The 22,375-nt window shown below is 73.3% G+C and carries 22 protein-coding genes; 14 read left to right on the plus strand and 8 right to left on the minus strand.

What is annotated here, in order from left to right; genetic code table 11:
• Positions 1-11 precede the first annotated feature (11 nt).
• Positions 12-914, minus strand: coding sequence for an NAD(P)-dependent oxidoreductase (locus Q0967_RS03945; RefSeq protein ID WP_298746520.1), 903 nt, complete (start codon positions 912-914; stop codon positions 12-14).
• Positions 915-1,092: 178 nt separating this feature from the next.
• Between Q0967_RS03945 and Q0967_RS03950 the strand changes: the two genes are divergently transcribed.
• Positions 1,093-1,668: a 1-acyl-sn-glycerol-3-phosphate acyltransferase gene (locus Q0967_RS03950; protein WP_298746517.1), complete on the plus strand. Its 576-nt coding sequence runs from the start codon at positions 1,093-1,095 to the stop codon at positions 1,666-1,668.
• 46 nt (positions 1,669-1,714) lie between these two features.
• Complete coding sequence (locus Q0967_RS03955) at positions 1,715-2,614, plus strand: arginase family protein (RefSeq protein WP_298746515.1); 900 nt, start codon at positions 1,715-1,717, stop codon at positions 2,612-2,614.
• 60 nt (positions 2,615-2,674) lie between these two features.
• Here Q0967_RS03955 and Q0967_RS03960 read toward each other — a convergent pair whose 3' ends face one another.
• Together Q0967_RS03960 and cysM are read right to left on the minus strand one after the other, a co-directional pair.
• Positions 2,675-2,902: a hypothetical protein gene (locus Q0967_RS03960; RefSeq protein ID WP_298746512.1), complete on the minus strand. Its 228-nt coding sequence runs from the start codon at positions 2,900-2,902 to the stop codon at positions 2,675-2,677.
• A 141-nt stretch (positions 2,903-3,043) separates the two neighbouring features.
• On the minus strand, positions 3,044-3,931 hold the full coding sequence (gene cysM, locus Q0967_RS03965) for a cysteine synthase CysM (RefSeq protein WP_363321971.1): 888 nt from the start codon (positions 3,929-3,931) through the stop codon (positions 3,044-3,046).
• A gap of 178 nt (positions 3,932-4,109) precedes the next feature.
• Here cysM and Q0967_RS03970 point away from each other — a divergent pair, with 178 nt between their 5' ends.
• The 3 genes from Q0967_RS03970 (at position 4,110) to Q0967_RS03980 (ending at position 6,936) form a co-directional block, all read left to right on the plus strand.
• Positions 4,110-5,051 carry a cold-shock protein gene (locus Q0967_RS03970; RefSeq protein ID WP_298746506.1) on the plus strand — a complete coding sequence of 314 codons (942 nt, stop codon included), beginning with the start codon at positions 4,110-4,112 and terminating at the stop codon, positions 5,049-5,051.
• A gap of 357 nt (positions 5,052-5,408) precedes the next feature.
• Positions 5,409-6,182 (plus strand): CHRD domain-containing protein, encoded by a 774-nt coding sequence (locus Q0967_RS03975; protein ID WP_299449150.1) that lies wholly within the window; start codon positions 5,409-5,411, stop codon positions 6,180-6,182.
• A 13-nt stretch (positions 6,183-6,195) separates the two neighbouring features.
• Complete coding sequence (locus Q0967_RS03980; protein WP_298746501.1) at positions 6,196-6,936, plus strand: class F sortase; 741 nt, start codon at positions 6,196-6,198, stop codon at positions 6,934-6,936.
• A 119-nt stretch (positions 6,937-7,055) separates the two neighbouring features.
• Here the strand turns inward: Q0967_RS03980 and Q0967_RS03985 are convergent, their stop codons facing one another.
• Positions 7,056-7,418 (minus strand): VOC family protein, encoded by a 363-nt coding sequence (locus Q0967_RS03985; RefSeq protein ID WP_298746498.1) that lies wholly within the window; start codon positions 7,416-7,418, stop codon positions 7,056-7,058.
• A gap of 67 nt (positions 7,419-7,485) precedes the next feature.
• Here Q0967_RS03985 and Q0967_RS03990 point away from each other — a divergent pair, with 67 nt between their 5' ends.
• Positions 7,486-7,830, plus strand: coding sequence for a hypothetical protein (locus tag Q0967_RS03990; protein WP_298746495.1), 345 nt, complete (start codon positions 7,486-7,488; stop codon positions 7,828-7,830).
• 15 nt (positions 7,831-7,845) lie between these two features.
• On the opposite strand, the gene Q0967_RS03995 is transcribed toward Q0967_RS03990, so the two are convergent.
• Complete coding sequence (locus Q0967_RS03995) at positions 7,846-8,574, minus strand: VOC family protein (protein ID WP_298746492.1); 729 nt, start codon at positions 8,572-8,574, stop codon at positions 7,846-7,848.
• A gap of 86 nt (positions 8,575-8,660) precedes the next feature.
• Here Q0967_RS03995 and Q0967_RS04000 point away from each other — a divergent pair, with 86 nt between their 5' ends.
• A complete protein-coding gene (locus Q0967_RS04000) occupies positions 8,661-10,028 on the plus strand; it encodes a short-chain fatty acid transporter (protein ID WP_298746489.1) in 1,368 nt (455 codons plus the stop codon).
• Between the two features lie 4 nt (positions 10,029-10,032).
• Here Q0967_RS04000 and nagB read toward each other — a convergent pair whose 3' ends face one another.
• The 3 genes from nagB to Q0967_RS04015 are packed head-to-tail and all read right to left on the minus strand — an operon-like array spanning position 10,033 to position 13,987.
• The gene (nagB, locus tag Q0967_RS04005) at positions 10,033-10,818 is read right to left on the minus strand and encodes a glucosamine-6-phosphate deaminase (RefSeq protein ID WP_298746486.1); all 786 of its coding nucleotides are present in this window, start codon (positions 10,816-10,818) and stop codon (positions 10,033-10,035) included.
• Entirely contained in the window at positions 10,818-12,026 is a 1,209-nt protein-coding gene (locus Q0967_RS04010; RefSeq protein ID WP_298746483.1) for an anhydro-N-acetylmuramic acid kinase, read from the minus strand. Before Q0967_RS04010 ends, nagB begins: the two co-directional genes overlap by 1 nt.
• Positions 12,023-13,987, minus strand: coding sequence for an N-acetylmuramic acid 6-phosphate etherase (locus tag Q0967_RS04015; protein WP_298747112.1), 1,965 nt, complete (start codon positions 13,985-13,987; stop codon positions 12,023-12,025). Before Q0967_RS04015 ends, Q0967_RS04010 begins: the two co-directional genes overlap by 4 nt.
• 81 nt (positions 13,988-14,068) lie before the next feature.
• Between Q0967_RS04015 and Q0967_RS04020 the strand changes: the two genes are divergently transcribed.
• From Q0967_RS04020 to nagA, 7 genes are read left to right on the plus strand one after another with little or no spacing between them, the layout of a single operon-like run.
• Positions 14,069-15,673 carry a glycoside hydrolase family 10 protein gene (locus Q0967_RS04020; RefSeq protein WP_298746480.1) on the plus strand — a complete coding sequence of 535 codons (1,605 nt, stop codon included), beginning with the start codon at positions 14,069-14,071 and terminating at the stop codon, positions 15,671-15,673.
• Positions 15,670-16,434: a GntR family transcriptional regulator gene (locus Q0967_RS04025; protein WP_298746477.1), complete on the plus strand. Its 765-nt coding sequence runs from the start codon at positions 15,670-15,672 to the stop codon at positions 16,432-16,434. Before Q0967_RS04020 ends, Q0967_RS04025 begins: the two co-directional genes overlap by 4 nt.
• A gap of 47 nt (positions 16,435-16,481) precedes the next feature.
• Complete coding sequence (locus Q0967_RS04030) at positions 16,482-17,786, plus strand: sugar ABC transporter substrate-binding protein (RefSeq protein WP_298746474.1); 1,305 nt, start codon at positions 16,482-16,484, stop codon at positions 17,784-17,786.
• Positions 17,783-18,688: a carbohydrate ABC transporter permease gene (locus Q0967_RS04035; RefSeq protein WP_298746471.1), complete on the plus strand. Its 906-nt coding sequence runs from the start codon at positions 17,783-17,785 to the stop codon at positions 18,686-18,688. The genes Q0967_RS04030 and Q0967_RS04035 overlap by 4 nt, the downstream gene beginning before the upstream one ends.
• A complete protein-coding gene (locus tag Q0967_RS04040) occupies positions 18,685-19,506 on the plus strand; it encodes a carbohydrate ABC transporter permease (RefSeq protein WP_298746468.1) in 822 nt (273 codons plus the stop codon). The genes Q0967_RS04035 and Q0967_RS04040 overlap by 4 nt, the downstream gene beginning before the upstream one ends.
• Positions 19,503-20,993: a glycoside hydrolase family 3 N-terminal domain-containing protein gene (locus tag Q0967_RS04045; protein ID WP_298746465.1), complete on the plus strand. Its 1,491-nt coding sequence runs from the start codon at positions 19,503-19,505 to the stop codon at positions 20,991-20,993. Before Q0967_RS04040 ends, Q0967_RS04045 begins: the two co-directional genes overlap by 4 nt.
• Positions 20,990-22,144: an N-acetylglucosamine-6-phosphate deacetylase gene (nagA, locus tag Q0967_RS04050; protein WP_298746462.1), complete on the plus strand. Its 1,155-nt coding sequence runs from the start codon at positions 20,990-20,992 to the stop codon at positions 22,142-22,144. Before Q0967_RS04045 ends, nagA begins: the two co-directional genes overlap by 4 nt.
• Positions 22,145-22,375: the final 231 nt, after the last annotated feature.

Raw genomic sequence — 22,375 nt, forward strand, 5'->3', positions numbered from 1 at the left:
GTGGGTCGAGGTCAGGCCTCGGGTCGAGGATCGGGCAGGACGTCGCGCCACGAGTGCTGCGGAGCGTATCCGAGGAGCTGGCGGGCCTTGTCGATGGAGTAGAAGGTCTCGTCGCGGCCCATCTGACGGTTCTGCGTCACCCCGTCGTAGAAGCGGTCCTGGACTTCCTGGGTGGTCAGGGCAACCGACATGTCCGCGTTCGCGACGTTGAAGACCTCGTAGCCGAGCCCATCGACCTCCAGGCAACGCTGCACCATCTGGCCGAGGTCTCGGGTGTCGATGTAGGCGAAGATGTTGCGACGCCGCAGCGACGGGTCGCCCAGGAAGTCGGGGAACATCTCGGCGTACTCGTCCGGCTCGATGACGTTGTTGATCCGCAGGCCGTACACGTCGGCACCGGTGCGAGCCTGGAACGAGCGCGCCGTCACCTCGTTGGCCACCTTCGACATGGCGTAGGAGTCCTCCGGCACCGTCGGGTGGTCTTCGTCGACCGGCACGTACTGGGGCCGCCGCTCCCCCTGGGCGAAGCAGATCCCATAGGTCGTCTCCGAGGAGGCGAACACGATCTTGCGCACACCCAACCGTGTCGCGGCCTCCAGCACGTTGTACGTGCTGAGCACGTTCGTCGCGTAGGTGCGAGCATCGGAGGCGATGAGGATGGCCGGGAGCGCCGCGAAGTGCACCACAGCGTCGTAGACAGGCTTCTTCGCCAGCTCCAGCTCCTCCATCCTGGCCAGCCCTGCGAGGGCCGAGTAGGTCTCGCCGGCGTCGGTGAGGTCGACCCTCAGGTCGGCCACGGCCGGATGGCCCAAGGGGACGAGGTCGGCGTTGGTGACCTGATGACCGTGCTCGGCCAAGAAGGGCGCGACGTGCCGACCGGCCTTGCCGCTACCCCCCGTGAAGAAGATCCGCATGGCGTGATTACACCACCCGTCCGGCTGTCCCTGCCGGTCAGACCGTCTCGTGCCGCACGCACCCGACGAGCCGCCGCCCCGGGTCGGCGACCCATCGAGGCCGCCCGAGCCACGTAGCAGACCCGCCCTGGCCGCGGAGGCAGTTCCAGCCCTCCGGGCCTGCCGCTAGCGTGTGCCCATGCTTCGACCCCTGGTGGCTCGCGCGTTCTGGTCGCTCAGCCGCTGGCGACTCTCTACCGCACCCGCACCAGACCGGCCCACGGTGCTCGTCGGTGCACCCCATACCTCGAACTGGGACTTCGTCCTCATGCTGGGGATCACCTGGCGCCTGGACATGGACATCCGGTGGCTCGGCAAGGACAGCCTCTTCGTGGGCTGGCGTGGCCCGCTGATGCGTGCCCTCGGGGGCATCCCCGTCGACCGGTCGAACGCGAGCCGTGTCGTCGACGAGGTCCTCGAGCGGGTCCGGTCGGGTGAGGTCTTCGGCCTCGTGGTCACACCTGACGGAACTCGTAGCGGACACACGCAGTGGAAGTCCGGCTTCTACCGCATCGCCCGCGAGAGCGGCATGCCGGTGACGCTCGGCTACGTCGACCGCACCACGATGACGACGGGTCTGGGTCCGACCCTGGAGATGACCGGCGATGTCGCGGCTGACATGGACCGCATCCGTGCGTTCTACGCCGACAAGGCAGGTGCCCGTCCTGACCGGCGGGTCGAACCCCGGTTGCGGGAGGAGACCCGAGAGGTATGACGGACTCGCCGACGCGGCCGCGGCGTCCATAGGGCACCCTCGAAGGATGGTGACCATCAATGTCCTGGGCTACCCCAGCAGCGCGGCTGCCTACTGTGTCGGCGTCGAGCATGCGCCGGCCGCCCTCCGGGAAGCCGGTCTGGTGGATGCCCTGCAGGCCGCAGGGCATCAGGTAGAGGACCTGGGTGACCTCCCCGTCCACCTCTGGAAGCCGGACGCGGAGCGGCCCCGGGCGCAGAACCTCGACGAGGAGGTCGACGCCCTCCGTCCCCTGGCCGAGAAGGCAGCACCGCTCGTCACGACCGACGCCCGCCTGCTCGTCCTCGGGGGCAGCTGCACCGTGGCGCTCGGGCTGTGCGCGGCCGTGGCGGACGCCGGGGTCGAACCCCACCTCGTCTACCTGGACCGACACCTCGACCTCAACACGCCCGAGTCGACCACCGAGGGGTCGCTCAGCTGGATGGGCATGGCCCACGCGCTCGGCATACCTGGCGCTGAGGAGTCGCTGACCAGGCTGACCAGCACCTCCCCGCTCCTGCAGCCGGCGCACCTGAGCTACCTGGGGGTCGAGCCCGCCACCGAGGCCACCGAGTGGGAACGCCATCAGGTCGACCACCTCGGGATACCGGTGACCACCCAGGCAGAGCTGGTCGCAGAGCCGACGTCGGCCGCGCTCAAGGCCAGGCACGCTCTGCCCGACGGGCCGTTCGTGGTCCACCTCGATGTCGATGTCCTGGACTTCCTCGACGCACCCCTGGCCGAGAACGTCAACGGTCGCAACTCGGGGCCGACCCTGGGTCAGCTGGGCGAGGCGCTCGGCGCGCTGTGGCGCGAACCCGGCTTCCTCGGGATGTCGGTCGGGCAGCTGGTGCCCGCTCACGCCGCGTCGGACCCGACCTCGCTGCGTCGCTTCGTCGAGGCGCTCACCCCGCCAGGTGACGCCTGACCGCGACGACCCGGACCTGACGCCCCGAGGCGTCACGACAGGTCGAGCAGGAGTCCGCCCTCAGAGCTTCTCGAGCCTGTGGAACGGGCTGGGGATGCGCAGGGTGCGCGTGCCGAAGTTGACGGTGACCGCCCCGCTGTCCGTGCCCACGACACGTCCGAGGCCGAAGGTCTGGTGGGAGACCCTGTCGTCGAGCTCGAAGTGCTCGATGTCCGGCTCGACCCGGGGCTGGAAGGGGCTGGAGGGGAGGTGGCGCCGCTGCGAACCGGGTCGGGTTGATGTAGTCACCCCTCAGTATGCACCCCCCACCCGGCCATGTCCGTCATCGCCGACGGGGAGGTCACCCTCAGGAGGGACGGGCACGTCCGGCCCCCGCCCCGTGCCGCCGCGACCCGAAGGGCCGCCGCCGGTCTCGGGCCAGGCTCGCCGTCAGGCGGGGAACACACCGCTGGAGAGGTAGCGGTCGCCGCGGTCGCAGACCACGAAGACGATCGTCGCGCCCTCGACCTGCTCCGCCACCTGCAGGGCGGTCCAGCACGCACCGGCCGCGGACACCCCGCCGAAGATGCCCTCCTCGCGGGCCAGCCTGCGGGCCATCTCCTCGGCGTCGGCCTGGGCGACCTCCACGGTCCGGTCCACCGCGGACGGGTCGAAGATCCTCGGCACGTACTCCGGTGGCCAGGCGCGGATCCCGGGGATCCGCGACCCCTCCGCGGGCTGAGCCCCGACGATCTGCACCCCCGGGTTGCGCGACTTCAGGAACCGCGAGACCCCGGTGATCGTGCCGGTGGTGCCCATCGCGGACACGAAGTGCGTGATCCGGCCGTCGGTCTGGCGCCACAGCTCCGGACCCGTCCCCTCCTCGTGGGCACGCGGGTTGTCCGGGTTGCCGAACTGGTCCAGCACCCGGCCCCTCCCCTCCCCCTCCATCCGCGCCACGACGTCCCGGGCCTGCTCCATACCGCCCCCGGCAGGCGTGAGGACCAGCTCCGCCCCATACGCCTTCATCGTCTGGATGCGCTCGGTCGAGGCGTCCTCGGGCATCACGATGACCAGGGGATAGCCGCTGATCGCCGCCGCCATCGCCAGACCGATCCCGGTGTTGCCGGACGTGGCCTCCAGCAGGGTGTCGCCCGGAGAGATCTCCCCTCGCTCCTCGGCGCCCCGGATCATGCTGATCGCCGGCCGGTCCTTCACCGAGCCGGCCGGGTTGTTCCCCTCGAGCTTGGCCAGCAGCACGTTGCCGCGGCGCTCGTTCTCCGGCCCCGGCAGGCGCTGCAGACGCACCAGCGGGGTGTCGCCGATGACGTCCTCCATCGTGGGGTACGGCCGAGGGTCAGTCACCTGCGGGAGTCTACGGCGGCGCCCTCCCCTGCCTCGGAGCCCACTGCTCGGTCCAGTCATCGACGACGCGGCCGCAGGGGCGAATGGCCTGCGGCCGGGTCGTCGGGGACACTGGGGGTGCACCGATCGTCACCTCGAGAAGGAGTCAGCCGTGAGCGAAGGAACCGTGCGGTGGTTCGACGCCGACCGGGGGTTCGGCTTCATCGCCCTCGGAGAGGACGCCGAGGACCTCTACGTCCACGCGTCCGACATCCTCGGCAGCGACACGACCAAGCTGCTCCGGGAGGGGCAGGTGGTCGAGTTCGAGATCGGGGAGGGTGACCGCGGCCCGCTCGCGCGCCGCGTCCGGGTCACCGCCGACCAGCCTGCCGACGTCACGCTGGGCCTGCTCGGCACCGTCTCGTGGTTCGAGCCGGCCAAGGGGTATGGCTTCATCACCCCCGACGGCGGCGGTGACGAGATCTTCCTGCACAGCTCGGCCATCGTGCCGGGGGGCATGGTCTCGGAGGGCCAGCGGGTCGCCTTCCTCGTGGTCGACGGGGAGAAGGGTCCGCAGGCGGACCACCTGCTCCCCCTGTCGGATCAGGCCGGCCAGCAGGCCGAGGCCGCCGACGGGGCGGACGGCACCGTGTCCTGGTACGACGACGACAAGGGCTTCGGGTTCATCGCGCCCGAGACCGGCGGCCCCGACGTCTTCGTCCACGCCCGGGCGCTCGCCGACGGCCTCCCCGCGCTGGACGAGGGCGACCGGGTGACCTTCGACACCGTCGAGGGCGACCGAGGCCCCCAGGCCCGCGACGTGCGCCTCGTGGGCGGCTCCGCGCGCCGGGGCGCCCCCCCGAGGTCGACCCCCTCCCGGTCCGGACCGCGGCGGGGGTCCGACGGCCCGGCCCGTGGGGGTCAGGGCGTGGTGGCGCGCTTCGACGCGGACCGAGGTTTCGGCTTCATCACCCCGGACACGGGAGGTGCCGACCTCTTCGTGCACGTGTCGGTCCTGCGCGACGGCGACATCCTCTACCCGGGTGACCGCGTCCGCTACCAGGTGCGCCAGAGCGACCGCGGGCCGCAGGCGGACCGCGTCGAGCTGCTCTGACCCGGATCCGCGGGGGGGTATGCCGTCTCTCGTGGCTGTCTTTCTCTGGACCTCGGCCGATTCTCCCGTCGAGATCTCGCGCGCGATCCAGGGATGGTGATGTCTCGATCTGATCACGACGACGGAATTCGTCCCTGATTCACCGCACGAAAACCTTTTCTGTGTTCTGATGGCTCGGCCATGGTCAGTGTCGACGCGTGAGTCATCACAGGGATTCGCCGATCTTCTCCAGGCGTGCCCAGGAATGGGCATTCAACGGGGGCACGTCCGTGGGTGAGCCCTGCTGATCGGTGGGGCCGACACCGTTCCAGGATTTCTCAGATGAGATGGCTGGAGCTCGAGAACAAGGATGTCCCCATGAGTCTTTCCCGCAAGCTGTTGGCCGTCCCGGTCGCTGGCGTCGCGCTGCTCCTGGCCGGGGCCCCCGCCCTGGCCTCCTCCTCCGAGACCGGGGCGGCTGCCGCCGAGCTGCAGCCCGTCCCGCTGAACGACGCGCCGGGCCTGGGTGCCGCGGTGCTCGAGATCGACGGCACCACGATCAGCTTCGGCCTCGCCTACGAAGGCCTGCTGGCGGACGCCCCGCACGCCGCCCACATCCACTACGGCCCGGACGCGCGCAACGCCTGCCCGACGGCCGAGGACGACGCGGACGGCGACGGCTTCCTCACCACCACCGAGGGCGCCCCCGCCTACGGCGGCATCAAGGTGTCGCTGACCACCGAGGGTGACACCAGCCCGGACTCGGGCCTGGCCGTCGACCGTTTCGGTGTCGGTGACGCCGTCAGCTACGAGCGGCAGGACATCGAGGTCGACCAGGAGACCGCGGACGCGCTCATGAACAGCGAGGCCGTCGTCGTCGTCCACGGTGTGGACCACGACGGCAGCGGCGCCTACGACGAGGGCGACCGCGGCATGTCCGACCTGGACCCCGCCCTGCCCGGTGAGGCCACCGACCCCGCCCTGTGCGGCGTCGTGCAGGCGGCGCAGATGGACGAGATGCCCGGTGGCGGCGCCGGGACCGGTGAGGTCGCCGTCGGCGGCCAGAACATCGCGCTCGCCGCTGCTGGTGGCGCCGCTCTCCTCGGCGGCGCCTTGATCCTGGCCCGTCGCCGAAGCGCCGACCAGAGCTGACCGGGCTCTCTCGATGACCGAGGACGTCGGGCAGGCGGGCCTATCCCGCGCTGCCCGACGTCGTCGCGTCCTCCCGACGGTCGCCGCCCTCGCGCTCCTCCTCGGGGGCGGCACCGCCGTCGCGGCGGGCCTGTCGGGATCCGATGACACGCTCTCGCCGCCGGCGCTGACCGTCGCCCCGGACGGTCGGTCGGCGACCACCCAGACGGTGCAGGCACCGAAGCCGTCGACCTCTCCCCCGGCCCGGGAGGAGTCGCCCCGTGCGCCGGGAGCGGACCGAGACGAGGACGCCGAGGAGCTCACCCCGGTCGCGCAGCCCACCTCGGTGTCCATCCCCGCGATCGGCGTCACCTCCGACCTGCTGCACCTCGGCCTGGACGACCAGGGGGCGCTGGCCGTCCCCGAGGGCCAGGACTACGACTCCGCCGCCTGGTACGACGGATCCCCCCGCCCCGGCCAGGACGGCCCCGCCGTCATCCTCGGCCACGTCAGCGGCGCCGCCGGCCCCTCCGTCTTCTTCGACCTCGCCCGCCTCCAGGTCGGCGACACCGTCGAGGTCTCCCGCGCCGACGGCACCACCGCCACCTTCGAGATCTACGACCTGCGCCAGTTCCCCAAGGACACCTTCCCCACCGCCCAGGTCTACGGCAACACCACCGGACCCGAGCTGCGCGTCATCACCTGCGGCGGCACCTTCTCCGACACCACCGGCCACTTCGACGACAACATCATCGTCTTCGCCCGCGAGGTCTGACCCGGACCTGCTCCGTCCCCGGCATACGGTGGGGTATGCCCGCCCCCGTCCGCCCGGCGTCGGTCACCGACCTCGACACCTGAGAGCGGTCGCGCGCGCAGGGGCGAGCGGCCCTCGCCTCACCAGCAGAGGCAGAAGGGGTGACCGGCGGGGTCGGCATACACCTGGAAGCCGTGCTCTTCGGTGAGGTCGTCGGCCTCCTGGAGCACGGTGGCGCCCCACCCCAGCGCCTCGTCGTGGGCGGACGCGATCTCGGCGACCACCAGGTCGAGGTGCATCTGCTGCGGCAGCCCGTCGGGCCACTCGGGAGCACGCTGACCCGGGGCCAGCTGCACGCACAGGGCCTCGCTCTCGCCCACCCGCACCGACCACCAGTCGTCGTCCTCCTGGTGGGCCGTGCCGCCCAGCATCCCGGCCCAGAAAGCGGCCTCCGGCTCCGGGTCGGCCGCGTCGAGCACGAGGATGTGCGCCTTGATGTCCATCCGGTCAGTCTGCCCGTGCTGCACGCCGGGCACCAGGTCCCCGACGTCCCCGGCCTAGCGTGGGCCCATGCACTGGACCCGCTCGTCGGTGGCCTGGGTGGCCGCGCTCGTCGCCCTCTTCGCGCTCCTGAGGGCGCTGCGCCGGCTTCTCGAGCCCGAGGACCGTCCCCTGGCGCTGGTCGTCGCGGTCGTCGTCGTCGCCGCAGCGGCGCTCATGCCGCCCGCACGGGGCCATGTGACCGCCGAGCAGGCCGGGTGGCGCACGGCGCTGCAGGTCTTCCTCGCCGCAGCCGTGACCGCGCTGGGCGCGCTGGCGGGTCTGGGGGTGGTGGTGGCCGGCGGGCTCGGCATCGCGGCCGCCGCCACCGTGCCGCTGGCCTGGCCGGCGCCCCGGCAGCACCCGCAGAGGTGAGCGCCGGCCCCGTCCTCAGCCCTCGGCGTCCGCGAGGACGCAGAACTCGTTGCCGGACAGGTCGTGCATCACCACCCACGGGTGACCGTGCGCCCAGTCGTCGGTGGCCAGGGTCGCGCCGAGCGACAGGGCCAGGTCGACGAGAGCCCGCTGGTCCGGGCCGCCCGGGGTCGGGCGCACGTCGAGGTGGGTGCGGTTCTGGCGGACCTTCGGCTTGGGCTCGGGGCACAGCTCGAGCAGCGGGCCACGCAGGCTCGGGTGGCGCAGCGTGACCGGCCCGACCCCCGGCGCGGGCACCCAGCCGGTGAGCGCGGCATACAGCTCGCCGTCCCGCCGCGGGTCGGCGCTGTCGAGCGGGAGCGCGGCGATCGGCCCGGTGTCGGAGTAGGCGGCGCGCTCCTCCATCACGCAGAAGGCGTTGCCGTCCGGGTCGGCCAGCACGACCCACGGCACCTCCCCCTGGCCGATGTCGACCGGGGTGGCCCCCAGCCCGGTGAGCCGCTCCACGACCTGCTGCTGCTGCGCCCCGCCCCTCAGGTCGAGGTGCAGCCGCCACCCCGGTGGCGGAGGCTCGGCGGCCGGCTCGATGCACATGTCCAGCCAGACCTCGTCGTCGACCCACAACCGGCCCTCGTAATCCTCCGGGCTGCCCGGGGCCAGGTCGACCAGGCCCAGCGCCGCCGACCAGAACCGGCCCGTGACCTGCGGGTCACGGGCCTGCAGGACGATGTTCTCCAACCGCATGTCGCGAGCGTAGGTCTCCTGGGTGACAACCGCCGTCCGCTAGCGTCTGCCCAGCCCGTCCCACCCACGACATCGAGGTCACCCGCATGAGCCAGACCCAGCCCCGGACCCGCACCGGGGTCCAGCGCGCCATGGGCCCGCTGAACTCCGTCGTCGAGCGCTTCATCCCCTCGGCGCTGGTCTTCGCGATCGTCCTGACCGTCCTCGTCATGGTCGCCGCCCTCGGTCTCACCGACGCCGGGCCGGTCGACGTGGTCCGCACGTGGGGCGACGGGCTGTCCGGACTGCTGGCGTTCATGACCCAGATGGCGCTCATCCTGCTGCTCGGCTACATCCTCGCCAACACCGGCCCGGTCCGGGCCGGTCTGCGCCGGCTCGCGGCGGTGCCCCGCGGCCGGGTCATGCCCTACGTCTTCGTCGCCCTGGTGACCTGCGTGGCCGGGCTGTTCACCTGGGGCCTCGGGCTGGTCGTCGGCGCGCTGCTCGCCAAGGAGGTCGCCGCCGGGGGCCGCCGCCGGGGCGAGCCACGGCACTTCCCCCTGCTGGTCGCCGCCGGCTACACCGGCATGGTCGTGTGGCACATGGGCTACTCCGGCTCGGCACCGCTGGTCGCGGCCACGCCCGACAGCTTCGTCAGCGAGCAGCTCGGCCAGCCGCTGCCCATCACCGAGACGACCTTCTCGACGTGGAACATCATCACCGCCCTCCTGGCCGTCGCCGTGGTCGCCGGCACCATCGCGCTCATGGCCCCGCGCCACGGCGCCGGGATCGTCGAGATGCCCGAGCACCGGATGGCCGACGACGAGGTCACCTACGACGTCACCACCCCCGCCGACCGCCTCGACGCCTCGCGCGTGCTGACGCTCGTCCCCGGGCTGCTGCTGCTGGCCTACCTCGTCATCCACTTCAGCGGCGGCGGGACCATCACCCTGGACATCGTCAACTGGAGCTTCCTCACCCTGTGCCTGCTCCTGGTCCGCAACCCCTTCGAGATCATCGAGCTCACGCAGCGCGCCGCGTCGAACGTCGGCGAGATCCTGCTGCAGTTCCCGCTGTATGCCGGGATCATGGGCATCATGGCCGGCACCGGGCTCATCACGGTGCTCTCGGAGGCGCTCGTCTCGGTCTCCACGCCCGCCACGTTCGGCCTGCTGGCCTTCCTGTCCGCCGGCATCGTCAACTTCTTCGTGCCCTCCGGCGGCGGCCAGATCGCCGTGCAGGGCCCGGTCCTCCTCGAGGCCGCGAGCAGCCTGGGCGTCGACCCCGAGGTGGCCGTCATGGCGATCGCCTACGGCGACCAGTGGACCAACATGATCCAGCCGTTCTGGGCGCTGCCGCTGCTGGCGATCGCGGGGCTCAAGATCCGCGACATCCTCGGCTACACCACGGTCATCCTGCTGACCACCGGGGTGCTGTTCGCGGCCGCGCTGCTCGTCCTCGGGTCCGGGGTGTGAGCGCCTACAGCCCCTGCCACGCCGGCTTGGCCGCCCACGCCTCCCGGTAGTAGCCGGCGAGCTCCAGCCTGCCGGCCGCCGCCTCGTCCAGCAGCACGCTGACGTGCGGGTGCCACTGCAGGACGGTGGCCGGCCAGCGCGCCGACACCGCGCCCTCGACCAGCTCGGCGGCGGCCCGGGCCTTGTGCTCCCCCGTCGCCAGGAGCACGACGTGGCGCGCCTGCAGGATCGTGCCCAGGCCCTGGGTGAGGCAGTGCGTGGGCACGGCGTCGACGTCGTCGTCGAAGAAGCGGGCGTTGTCCTCCCGGGTGCGCCGCGTCAGTGTCTTGATGCGGGTGCGGCTGGCGAGCGAGGAGCCGGGCTCGTTGAAGGCGATGTGCCCGTCGGTGCCCAGCCCGAGCAGCTGCACGTCGACGCCGCCGGCCTCGGCGATGCGCCGCTCGTAGTCGGCGGCCGCGGCCGGCAGGTCCTCGGCGTCGCCGGGCGGGGTGTGCACCCGCTCCGCCGGGATGCCGGCGGGGTCGGTGAGCTGCTCGCGGATCTCGGTGCGGTAGCCGGCCGGGTGGCCCGCGGGCAGCCCGACGTACTCGTCCAGCGAGAACGTGCTCACCCCACCCAGGTCGAGGGTGCCGGCCCGCACCCGGGCCAGGAGGTCGGCATACACCGGGCGCGGGCTGGAGCCGGTCGCGAGGCCGAGCACGGCGTCGGGCCGGGAGCCGACCAGGCGGGCGATCACGTCCCCCACCAGCCGCCCCCGCTGCTGCTCGTCGTCGCAGATGACGACCTCCATCAGCCCACCACCTCCAGGCGGGTCGGGGCGGTCGGGGCTGGCCCGGGGAGGCTCAGCGCCCCGTGGCCGGGGGTGATGCGGCCGGCCAGCCGCGCGTGCCGCGCCCCGGTAACGCCGGCGACGGTGCCGGGCAGGCCGTGCCAGGTGAGGAAGCCGAGGAGCGCGAAGAGGCACGCCTCCTTGGCGTCGACAGGTATGCCGTGCGCCTGGCTCGTCGTCACCCGCGCGTCCGGGAGCGCCTGGGTCAGGCCGCGGAGCAGGGTGGCGTTGCGCGCGCCACCGCCGCTGACGACGACCTCGCCGGGCGCGAACGGCACCAGCGCGTCGGCGACCGTCCGCACGGTGAGCCGGGTGAGGGTCGCGAGGAGGTCGAGGTGCGCGACCTCGCGGCCGAGCGTGCTGAGCGCCGCGTCGACGTGCCCGAGGTGGAAACGCTCCTTGCCGGTCGTCTTCGGCGGCGCCTGGGCGTAGTAGTCGTCGGCCAGCAGCAGCGCGAGCAGCTCGTCGTCCACCCGCCCCGCCGCGGCGCCCGCCCCGTCCGCGTCGTAGGACCGGCGGCCACCGCTCTCGCGGGTCACGACGGCGTCGACCAGGGCGTTGGCCGGGCCGGTGTCGAAGGCGCGCACGGCCGGGGTCGGCGAGGCGGGCGTGGTCGGCGTGGTCGGGGCGTCGGCGGGCACGACGGTGACGTTGGCGATGCCGCCGAGGTTGAGCGCGGCGCAGGTGTGCCCGCGCCCGCCCAGCCAGAGCGCGTCCCAGGTGCTGGCCAGCGGCGCCCCCTGGCCTCCCGCAGCGACGTCGGCGACGCGCAGGTCGGACACGACCGGCGCACCGACGCGCTCGGCGATCCAGGCGGGCTGGCCCAGCTGCAGGGTGCCCCGGACCTCGCCGTCGACGACGTCGTGGAAGAGCGTCTGGCCGTGCGAGGACACCAGGTCCGGGGTCCCTCCGGCGAGCTCGTTCCCGAGCGTGGCACCCGCCTCGGCGAACGCCTGCCCGAGCCGGGTGTCGAGGCGGCACACCTCCTGCATCCCGAGGCGGCCCGGCGGGAAGGCGGCGAGCACGTCGGCCCGCAGGTCGGGGTCGAAGGGCACCGTCCCCGCACCGAGCAGCCTCGCCCGCACCAGGTCGCGGTCGAGGCGGAGGTCGAGCGCCGCGACGTCGATCCCGTCCACGCTGGTCCCGGAGCCGGCCCCGACGACGATCACCGGCGACCCCCGTCCGCCCGGGCGAGCGCCCCCCGCACCGACCCACCGCCCTCGGTGAGGGCCCTGCGGGCCTGGTCGGTCGGCATACCTCCGAGGAGCTGGACGACCGCGACCTTCGTGCTCCAGCCGGCCTCCTCCAGGGCCGCCGCGGCGGCCTCGGCGTCGCACCCGGCGACCCGCTGGACCATCCGCACGGCGCGGTCGCGCAGCTTGACGTTGGAGGCCTGCATGTCGACCATGAACGGCCCGTGGGTCTTGCCCAGCCGCACCATGACCGCGGTCGAGAGGGCACCGAGCAGCATCTTCTGCGCCGAGCCGGCCTTGAGCCGTGTGGAGCCGCTGATGACCTCCGGTCCGGTGGGGATCTCGACGGCGTGGTCGACCCCGGCCGAGGCCCGGGCTCCCTCGTTGTTGGAGACGGCGACCGTGAGCGCGCCGACCTCGGCGGCCGCCGCCAGACCCTCGAGGACGTAGGGCGTGCGGCCCGACGCGCTGATGCCCACCACGACGTCCTGCGGCCCGACGCCGGCCTCGCGCACCATGGCCGCCCCGGCCGCGCCGTCGTCCTCGGCGCCCTCGCGCGCCTCGACCATCGCCTCGACGCCCCCGGCGGGCAGCGCCCGCACGAGGTCGGCGGGGGTGCCGTAGGTCGGCGGCAGCTCCGAGGCGTCGACGAAGGCGAGCCGTCCCGGCGTCCCGGCGCCGAGGTAGAACATCCGCCCGCCTCCCCGGAGCCGCTCGGCGATGTCGTCGACGGCCGCCGCCACGGCGGGGACCACGCCGAGCAGGGTGGGCGCGACCGTGGCCTCGGCCCCCCAGAGCTCGCGCAGCACCGCCGCGGTGTCGCGCTCGTCGAGGTCGAGCAGGTCCTCGCGCACACCCTCGGTCGCCAGCGCGCCGATGACCTCGGCGAGGGTGTCGTCCGCGGGCTCCGGGGTGGTTCGGTGTGTCCCGGACGCGCGTCCGGTGCGGGAAGGGGCGTCGTGGCCCCGACCCGAGCGGGCAGCGCGGCGGGTCACGCTCACCTGGCCGGCCAGCACCGGTCCCGGCTCGCCCGCCCACGCCTGGCGGGCGAGGGTCTCCGCGCCGTCCAGCGACGTCCCGGCCGCCCGCAGCACCTCACCCCCGACCGCGGCCGCGAAGGGCTCGGTGAGCAGCGGACCGACCTCGACCAGCCCCCCGGCCAGGCAGACCGGCAGGCCGGGGTCGAGGGCGTCGCGGCAGGCCAGGGCGGTGCGGGCCAGCGTCTCGCCGGCCTCCTGCCAGATCTGCACGGCCACGGGGTCGCCGCCGCGTGCGGCCTCGGCGACGTCGCGGGCGAAGGAGGCGAGGAGCCGGGAGGGGTGCTCGGCCGAGTGGACCGCCGACGGCAGACCGGTGAGGTCGCCGAAGCGCCGTGTCGCCGCCTGCTCCAGAGCGGCCGAGCCACCCCTGCCGTCCCGGTGCTCGAGGGCGGCGCGCAGGCCGGCGCGGCCCACGGCATACCCGCTGCCGTCGTCCCCGAGCAGGAAGCCCCACCCGTCACGGACCGCGGTGCGCCCTGCCCCGTCGGCTGCGAGGGCGACGGCGCCGGTGCCGGCCGCGACGACGACCCCGGGCCGGTCCCCGACCGCCCCGGCGTAGGTGGTCGTCACGTCCCCGGTGAGCACCACCGTGTCGGCGACCTCGTCCAGCAGGGTCGCCGCCAGGTCGTCCCGTCGGGCGCTGGCCGCGTGGTAACCCACGAGCCCGACGGCCAGGACGTCCACCCGCTCCCCGGCGAGCCCCAGCGCGCCGGTCAGCGACCGCACCGCCCCCACGACCTGCTCCACCCCGTCGGCGGCCGCCAGGCCCACGACCCCCGGGCCGTCGGCCTCGCGCACCTCCTCGCCGCGGCGCCAGCGGCCCCGGGCTCCGGTCTTGCCGAGGTCCACCGCCAGGAGGTCGACCGCCACGCCGTCGTGCTCGTTCGTCGTTGACATCACGGGAGGCAGTATGCCAATCTCTGGACCATTGGTCTAACACCGTTGGTCTAGATGACTCTGACAAGGACGTGAGAGCAGATGCCCGCACCGCACCCCCGTCACCGCCGCACCCTCCTCGCCGGCGCCGTCGTCCCCCTGGGGGCGGCGCTCGCCCTCGGGGGTGCCGCGACCTCCCAGGCCGCCCCGGCCCCGGCCGGAGCACCGTGGACGACGTGCAGCCCGGCGCCCGAGGCGCCGCTGCACGAGATGCGCGGGGTGTGGATCGCCAGCGTCGCCAACATCGACTGGCCCTCCCGGCCCGGGCTGAGCCCGCAGGAGGCGCAGGCCGAGCTGGAGGCGTGGTACGACGAGGCGCTGGCCTCCGGCCTCAACAGCGTGGTCGTGCAGGTCCGCCCCACGGCCGACACCTTCTGGCCCTCCGAGCTGGAGCCGAGCAGCGCGTGGCTTACCGGGGAGCAGGGCGCCGACTTCGGCGGCTGGGACCCCATGGCCTTCGCCGTCGAGGAGGCCCACGCGCGCGGCCTGGACTTCCACGCGTGGTTCAACCCCTACCGCGTCACCCTCACGGGCACCGACCCCTCGGTCCTGGCCGAGGACCACCCGGCCCGGGTCCACCCCGACTGGACCGTCGCCTACGGCGGCAAGCTCTACTACGACCCGGGCGTCCCGGCCGTCCGCGAGCACACCACCGCCGTCATCATGGAGGCGGTCGAGCGCTACGACATCGACGGCGTCCACTTCGACGACTACTTCTACCCCTACCCGGTGGCCGGCGAGGAGTTCTCCGACGACGAGAGCTACGCCGCCTACGGCGCCGGGTTCGCGGACCGCGGCGACTGGCGGCGCCACAACGTCGACCGGCTCATCGAGGGCCTGCACGAGCAGATCGAGGCCGCCAAGCCGCACGTCGCCTTCGGCGTCAGCCCGTTCGCCGTCTGGCGCAACGCCGGCACCGACCCCGAGGGCTCGGAGACCACGGCCGGCGCCCAGACCTACGACGACCTGTATGCCGACACCCGCCGGTGGGTGCGCGAGGAGTGGATGGACTACGTCCTGCCCCAGGTCTACTGGGCCATCGGGTTCGAGCCGGCCGCCTACGACGTCCTCGTCCCGTGGTGGAGCGAGCAGGTCGACGGCACCGACGTGGCGCTGTGGATCGGTCAGGCGACCTACAAGGTCGGCACCTCGACGCAGTCGCCGGAGTGGTCCGACCCCGCCGAGATGGTGCGTCACCTCGACCTCAACGAGCAGTACCCGCAGGTCACCGGCGACGTCTACTTCTCCGCCAAGGACGTGCGGGCCGACCGGCTCGACCACTGGTCGCTCCTGCAGAGCGAGCACTATGGCAGCCCGGCCCTGCCGCCCGCGCTCAACCCCGGCACCACGCCCGAGGTGGACGCCCCGACGAAGGTCCGCACGCGGCGCACGGCCGAGGGCACCGCGCTGTCGTGGAGCCACGCGGGCGACGACGCCGGGTTCGCCGTCTACCGCGTCGACGACGCCCGGGGCCCGGGCCGCGTCGACTGCGACGACCTCGACGCCGACAGCCTCGTCGCGGTCCTGGGCACCGGCGACACCGGCTGGGTCGACCCCGACGGGGACAAGCACGACGTCTACGTCGTCACCGCGCTCTCGGCCGACAACACCCAGTCCACCGCGTCCCGTCCGGTCCGCGGACGATGACCGCCGAACCGGCGCGCGCGCCGGTGCCCACGAGCGGTGCCCGGGGGGCCAAGGCCGAGCTGGTCCGCCACCGCCTGGAGGACCTCATCGCCCCGATGCGTCCCGGTGAGCCGCTGCCCGCCGAGCGCGACCTCGCGGCCGACCTCGGCGTGGCGCGGATGACCCTGCGCCGCGTGGTCGAGTCGCTCGTCGCCGACCACCGGCTCATCCGCCGCCCGGGCGCCGGCACCTTCGTGGCCCCCGAACGGGTCGACCAGCAGCTGTCCGCCACGTCGTTCTCCACCGACATGCGCTCGCGCGGCATGACGCCGGGCGCGCACACGGTCTGGGCCCGGCAGGAGCCGGCCGGCATGATGCTCGCCTCGGTGCTGGGGGTCGACCCCACCTCGAGCGTCATCCACGTGCGCCGGGTCCGCACCGCCGACGGCGAGCCGATGGCGCTGGAGGACCTGCACGTCCCCGCCGACCTCGTCCCCGGGCTCACCGGCGCCGACCTCGAGGACGCCTCGTTCTACCAGCTGCTCGAGGCGCGCTACGGGCTCACCATCAGCGCCGGCACCCAGACCATCGAGCCGCACCTCGTCACCGCCGAGGAGGCCGAGCAGCTGCACACCAGCGCGGGCTCCCCCGCCTTCCTCTTCGAGCGCACCTCCCGGGTCGCCGACGGACAGGTCGCGGAGTTCGTCCGCTCGGTCTACCGCGGCGACCGCTACCGCATCCTCGTCGACCTCTTCCCCGCCGCCTCCGGCGGACGACCCTGACCACGGCATACCGGCAGACCCGCCACCCCCACCGGAAGGACACCATCATGAAGCGCACCACCCGCCTGCTCGCGCTGGCCACGGCCACCACCCTCACGCTCACCGCCTGCGGAGGTGGTGGTGAGGACACCGGCTCCGGCGACGACGGATCCGGCGAGGCCATGGACGCCACGGGCGAGACCCTGAGCGTCTGGATCATGGAGGGCACGAACCCGGACGCCACGCCGTTCTTCGAGGAGGTGAGCACGGCCTTCGAGGAGGAGACCGGCGCCACCCTGGACATCCAGTTCATCCCCTGGGCCTCCGCGCACGACCAGTTCGTCAACTCGATCGCCGGCGGCACCGGTCCGGACGTCGCGGAGGTGGGCACCACCTGGACCCCCGAGTTCGGGGACGCCGGCGCGCTGATGGACCTCGGCCCCCAGATCGAGGAGTCCGGCCTGGGCGACGCCTACGTGAGCAGCGTGCTGGAGTCCGGCACCTACGACGGCGCCGTCTACGGCGCGCCCTGGTATGCCGGTGTCCGGTCGATCATCTACCGCGCCGACCTCTTCGAGGAGAACGGCATCGAGCCGCCCACCACCTGGGACGAGCTGGCGGAGGTCGGTGACGCCCTCAAGGAGGCCGACCCGGACCTCATCCCCTTCCCGATCCCCAACTCGACGTTCACCACGACCCCGTTCATCTGGGGTGCCGGAGGTGAGATCGCCGTGCAGGAGGGCGACACCTGGACCTCCGGTCTGGACTCCCCCGAGTCGGTCGAGGGCCTGGCCTACCTGGAGTCCCTGGTCGAGGAGCACGAGCTGTCCACCCCGGCCGCGAGCACGTGGAACGAGGCCGACACCCGCGACGCCTTCGCCCGCGGCGAGGCCGGCATGATCATCAGCGGCTCGTGGACCCCGAAGTCCATCGTCGAGGCCAACGCCGACCTGGAGGGCAAGCTGGGCGTCGTGCCGATCCCGGGGCCGGACGGCGGCATGTCGCCCTCCTTCGCCGGCGGCTCGCACCTGTCGGTCTTCGAGACGGCCGAGAACCAGGACCTCGCCTGGACCTTCGTCGAGATGATGACGACCGGGGAGTATGCCGAGATGTGGGGCGAGCAGACCGGCTTCTTCCCCGCGACCGACGACCTGCTCACCCGGCTCGAGGAGGCCGAGGACCCGCTGGTCGCGCCGTTCGCCCTGCAGATGAAGGACGGCAGCGCCACCCTCCCGGTCACCCCGCTGTGGGGTCAGGTCGAGGGCGCGCAGACCATCCCCGCGATGATGGAGTCCATCCTCGGGGGTGGGGCCGACGCGCAGGAGGCCGCCACCACCGCCGCGGACGAGATGAACGAGATCTTCGGCTCGTGAGCTCGCCCGCCCTGGGGTCGGCGCGGCGGCCGTGGCTGCTGCTCGCGCCGACCCTGGCCGTCATCGGCATCCTGCTGCTGTGGCCCATGGTGCGGGTCGTCGTCCTGTCCTTCCAGGACTTCGGCCTGCGCGAGCTGGTCCGCGGCGGCGCCGAGATCGTCGGCCTGCAGAACTACCGCGACATCCTCACCGACGAGCGGCTCTGGCGGGTGGCGCTGCCCAACACCGTCGTCTTCGCGCTGGTCTGCGTGGTCCTGACCGTGGCCGTCGGCACCCTCGTGGCGCTGCTCTTGCACCGCCTCTCCCCCGGCTGGCGGACGCTGGTCATGATGGCGGTCATGGCCGCCTGGGCGATCCCGGCCGTGACCGGCACCTACGTCTGGGTCTACCTCTTCGACGCCCGGGCCGGCTTCCTCACCGGCGTCCTCGGCCAGCTGGGCCTCGTCGACGTCGCCACCCAGAACCTCTTCACCGAGCGCGGCTGGTTCTACGCCATCGCCACCCTCAACGTCGTCCACCACGGCTTCCCGTTCGTCGCGGTGACCGTGCTCGCCGGGCTGGTGACCATCCCGTCCGAGCTGCCCGAGGCGGCGATGATCGACGGCGCCAACGCCTGGCAGCGGTTCCGGCACATCACCGTGCCCATGCTCAAGCCGGTCTTCGCGATCGTCACCATCCTGTCCACCATCTGGGACTTCAAGGTGTTCACGCAGATCTACCTCATGCCCGGCGGCGACGGCTCCAACCGCGAGGTGCTCAACCTGGGCACGTGGAGCTACATCACCGCCATGTCGCAGAACCAGTTCGGTCTCGGGGCGGCGATCGCCGTGCTGCTCACGATCCTGCTGCTGGCCATCACCGCGGTCTACCTGCGGACGCTGTTCAAGGAGGAGGAGCTGTGAGGCGGCTGCTCGGGCGCGGCGGGCTGGTCCTGGCCAGCGTCGTCGTCGTGGTCTTCAGCATCTTCCCGGTGTTCGTCATGATCGGCACCGCCCTCGACCCGGCGGCCAACGCGGGCGGGCGCGGCGTCATCCCCTCCGGCATCTCCTTCGAGCACTTCGGGCGGGTGCTGTCGCAGACGCGCTTCCCGGACTACCTGCTCAACTCGCTCATCGTCGCGGTCGTCACCGTCGTGGCGAGCGGCCTGCTGGCGCTCTTCGCCGCCGTGGCGGTGGCCCGCTTCCGGTTCTCCGGGCGCACCAAGATCCTCATGATGATCCTCATCGTGCAGATGGTGCCGATGGAGGCGCTGGTCATCCCGCTGTTCCTGCAGGCCAAGACGCTGGGTCTGCTCAACAGCCTGCTGGGACTGTCGGTGGTCTACATCGCCTTCAGCCTGTCCTTCGCGATCTGGACGCTGCGCGGCTTCGTGGCCGCGGTGCCCGTCGAGCTGGAGGAGGCGGCCTACCTCGACGGGGCGAGCTGGTGGCAGATGTTCTGGAAGGTGCTCTTCCCGCTGGTGGCGCCCGGGCTGGTCGCGGTGAGCGTCTTCAGCTTCATCCTGGCGTGGAACGAGTTCATCTTCGCGCTGACCTTCATGGCCGACGACGACATGTACACCGCCGCCGTCGGCCTGCGGACCTTCTTCACCCGCGGCGGCACCGACTGGGGTGCGGTCATGGCGGCCAGCACGATCATCACCGTCCCGGTCATGATCTTCTTCGTCGCCGTCCAGTCGCGGCTCTCCAGCGGACTCATGTCAGGAGCGACCAAGGGATGACCGGAACCGACGCACCCGCCGACGACCAGCTGCTGCGCCGGGCCGCGCTCGGCGTGCTCGTCCCCGGCTTCGTGGGGACGACCCTGCCGGACTGGCTGGGGGACCTGCTCGAGGAGGGTATGGCCGGCGTCTGGCTCTTCGGCCACAACGTCGAGGACGGCGAGCAGGTGAGGGCGCTCACCACGCAGGTCCACGCCCGGCGGCCGCAGGCTCTCGTGGCCGCGGACGAGGAAGGCGGCACGGTCACCCGGCTGCACCACCGGGACGGCTCCCCGTGGCCCGGGGCGTGGGCACTGGGGGTGGCCGACGACGTCGCGCTGACCCGGGAGGTCATGGCCGGCCTGGGCGGGCAGCTGCGGGAGGTCGGCATCGACGTCACCGCCGCGCCGGACGCCGACGTCAACACCGAGCCCGCGAACCCGGTCATCGGGGTGCGCTCCTTCGGCCCGGACCCCGAGCGGGTCGCCGGGCACGTCGCGGCGGCCGTGCAGGGGCTGGGCGAGGCGGGCGTCCTCGCCTGCGCCAAGCACTTCCCCGGCCACGGCTCCACGCGCGTCGACTCCCACCTCGACCTGCCGGTGCTGGACGTCGACGACGAGGTCCTCCGCGCCCGCGAGCTGGTGCCCTTCGCCGCCGCGGTCCGCGCGGAGGTGCCCATGGTCATGACCGGCCACCTGGTCGTGCCCGGGCATGGCGACCTCCCGGCCACGCTCAACCCCTCGGTGCTGCGCGTGCTGCGGGAGGACCTGGGCTTCGACGGGGTCATCTGCACCGACGCCCTCGACATGGCCGCCGTGGCGCAGGGCTGGGGCCGGGCGGGGGCGGCCGTGCTGGCCCTCGCCGCCGGCGCGGACCTGCTGTGCATCGGCAACCCGGTGCACCCGGGCGACTACGACGCGCGCGAGGACACCCTCGCGCTCGCCGACGCGGTGGTCGCCGCCGTGCGGCGGGGTGACCTGGACCGCGAGCGGCTGCTCGAGGCGGACCGGAGGGTAGCCGGGCTGGGACGGCGGCAGGCGGAACGCCGGGCCGCGCCCACCGGGCAGACCGACGCCGCGGCGGCGACCCGGGCGGGGAGGGCCGCCGCCGCGCGTGCCGTGCGGGTGACCGGGCAGGTCCCCGTGCTGCGCAGCCCGGACGTCACCGCCCTGGGTGGTGGCGCCAACATCGCCAGCGGCGCGCGCCAGGAGGTCCTCACCCAGGGGCTGGCGCGCGAGCTCGCGGGCCGGGTCGTGGAGCCGTCCGTGGCTGTCGCCGGCAGCCCCGACCGTGGTGGACTGGTCCTCGTGAGCGACGACCACACCGATCTCGGCTCCGACGCCGGCGCCGAGATCGCCCGCAGCCTGCTGGCCCGGTGCGACGTCCTCGTGCACACGGGCATCCGGGACCTGCCGGACGGGGACGCGCCCGCCTGCGTGGTGCGGACCTTCGGCGGGGGCGCCGCGAGCGCGGCCGCCGCCGCCGACGTCCTGCGGGGGGCCCGATGAGGGAGCGGATGGTCATCTCCGGCGAGCAGGTCCTGTGGCCCGACGGCACCCTCGCCGGGGGCTGGGTGGCCGTGGAGGGTGACCGGATCACCCAGGTCGGGAGGGACGCCCCGCTCTACCCCGCCGACCGGCACACCCCCTTCCTCGCCCCGGGGTTCGTCGACATGCACTGCCACGGCGGCGGCGGGCATACCTTCGCCACGACCGACCCCGACGAGGTGCGCGCGGCCGCCGCGACCCACCACGCAGCGGGCACGACCACGGTCGTCGCCTCCCTCGTCTCGGCCGACCCCCCTACGCTGCTCGCCCAGGTCCGCGCGCTGGCCCCGCTCGTGCGCGGCACCATGATCGCCGGCATCCACCTGGAGGGGCCCTGGCTGAGCCCGCTGCACCGCGGCGCGCACCGGCTCGAGGACCTGCGCAACCCGGACCCGGCGGAGATCGACGCGCTGCTGGAGGCGGGCGCCGGCACCATCTGCATGGTCACCCTCGCCCCCGAGCTGCCCGGCGGGATGGAGGCGGTCCGCCGCTTCGTCGCGGCGGGCGTGGTCGTCGCCGTGGGCCACACCGACGCCGACGCCGACCAGCTGCGCGAGGCGGTCGACGCGGGGGCCACCGTCGTCACCCACCTCTTCAACGCCATGCGTCCGCTGCACCACCGTGACCCCGGCCCCGTGGTGGCCGCCCTCGCCGACCCCCGGCTCGCCGTCGAGCTCATCGTGGACGGCGTCCACGTCCACCCCGACGTCGTGGAGCTCACGGTGCGCAGCACCCTGTCGCGCGTCGTGCTCGTCAGCGACGCCATGGCCGGTGCGGCGGCCGCGGACGGCCGCTACCGCCTCGGCCCGATGGACGTCGAGGTGGTCGACGGGGTGGCACGGACCCTGGACAACGGGAGCATCGCGGGCAGCACCCTCACCCTCGACCGGGCGGTGCGCACCAGCGTCGCGGCCGGTGTCGCCCGGTGCGCGGCCCTGCTGTCGGCGACCTGGGGCCCGGCCCGGACCCTCGGGCTCGACGCCGGCCAGCTGGCGCCCGGGCACCGCGCGGACCTCGTGGGTCTGGACCGCGACCTGGACGTGCGCCTCGTCCTGCGCCACGGCGAGCTCCTCCGGGACGACGTGGCGGACGGTCCCGCGCAGGACGACTGATCCCACCCACGACTGAGCCGGTCTGCAGCAGGGCTGCAGACCGGCTCAGTCCCGGGTTCACGAGCTCACGCGTCCGGCTGGCACCCCTCCTGCACGCAGAAGGGACCGCCGGACTCCGTGTCCGCCAGCTCGATGGACCTGTCGGTGATCACCTGTGCTGTGGTCTCCACGTTGATCACCGTGTGGTGCACCGGCGCGTCGCCGCGCCATGCACCGAGGGAAGAGACATGT

The organism is uncultured Serinicoccus sp., from assembly GCF_947500995.1.
Classification (GTDB): Bacteria; Actinomycetota; Actinomycetes; order Actinomycetales; family Dermatophilaceae; genus Ornithinicoccus.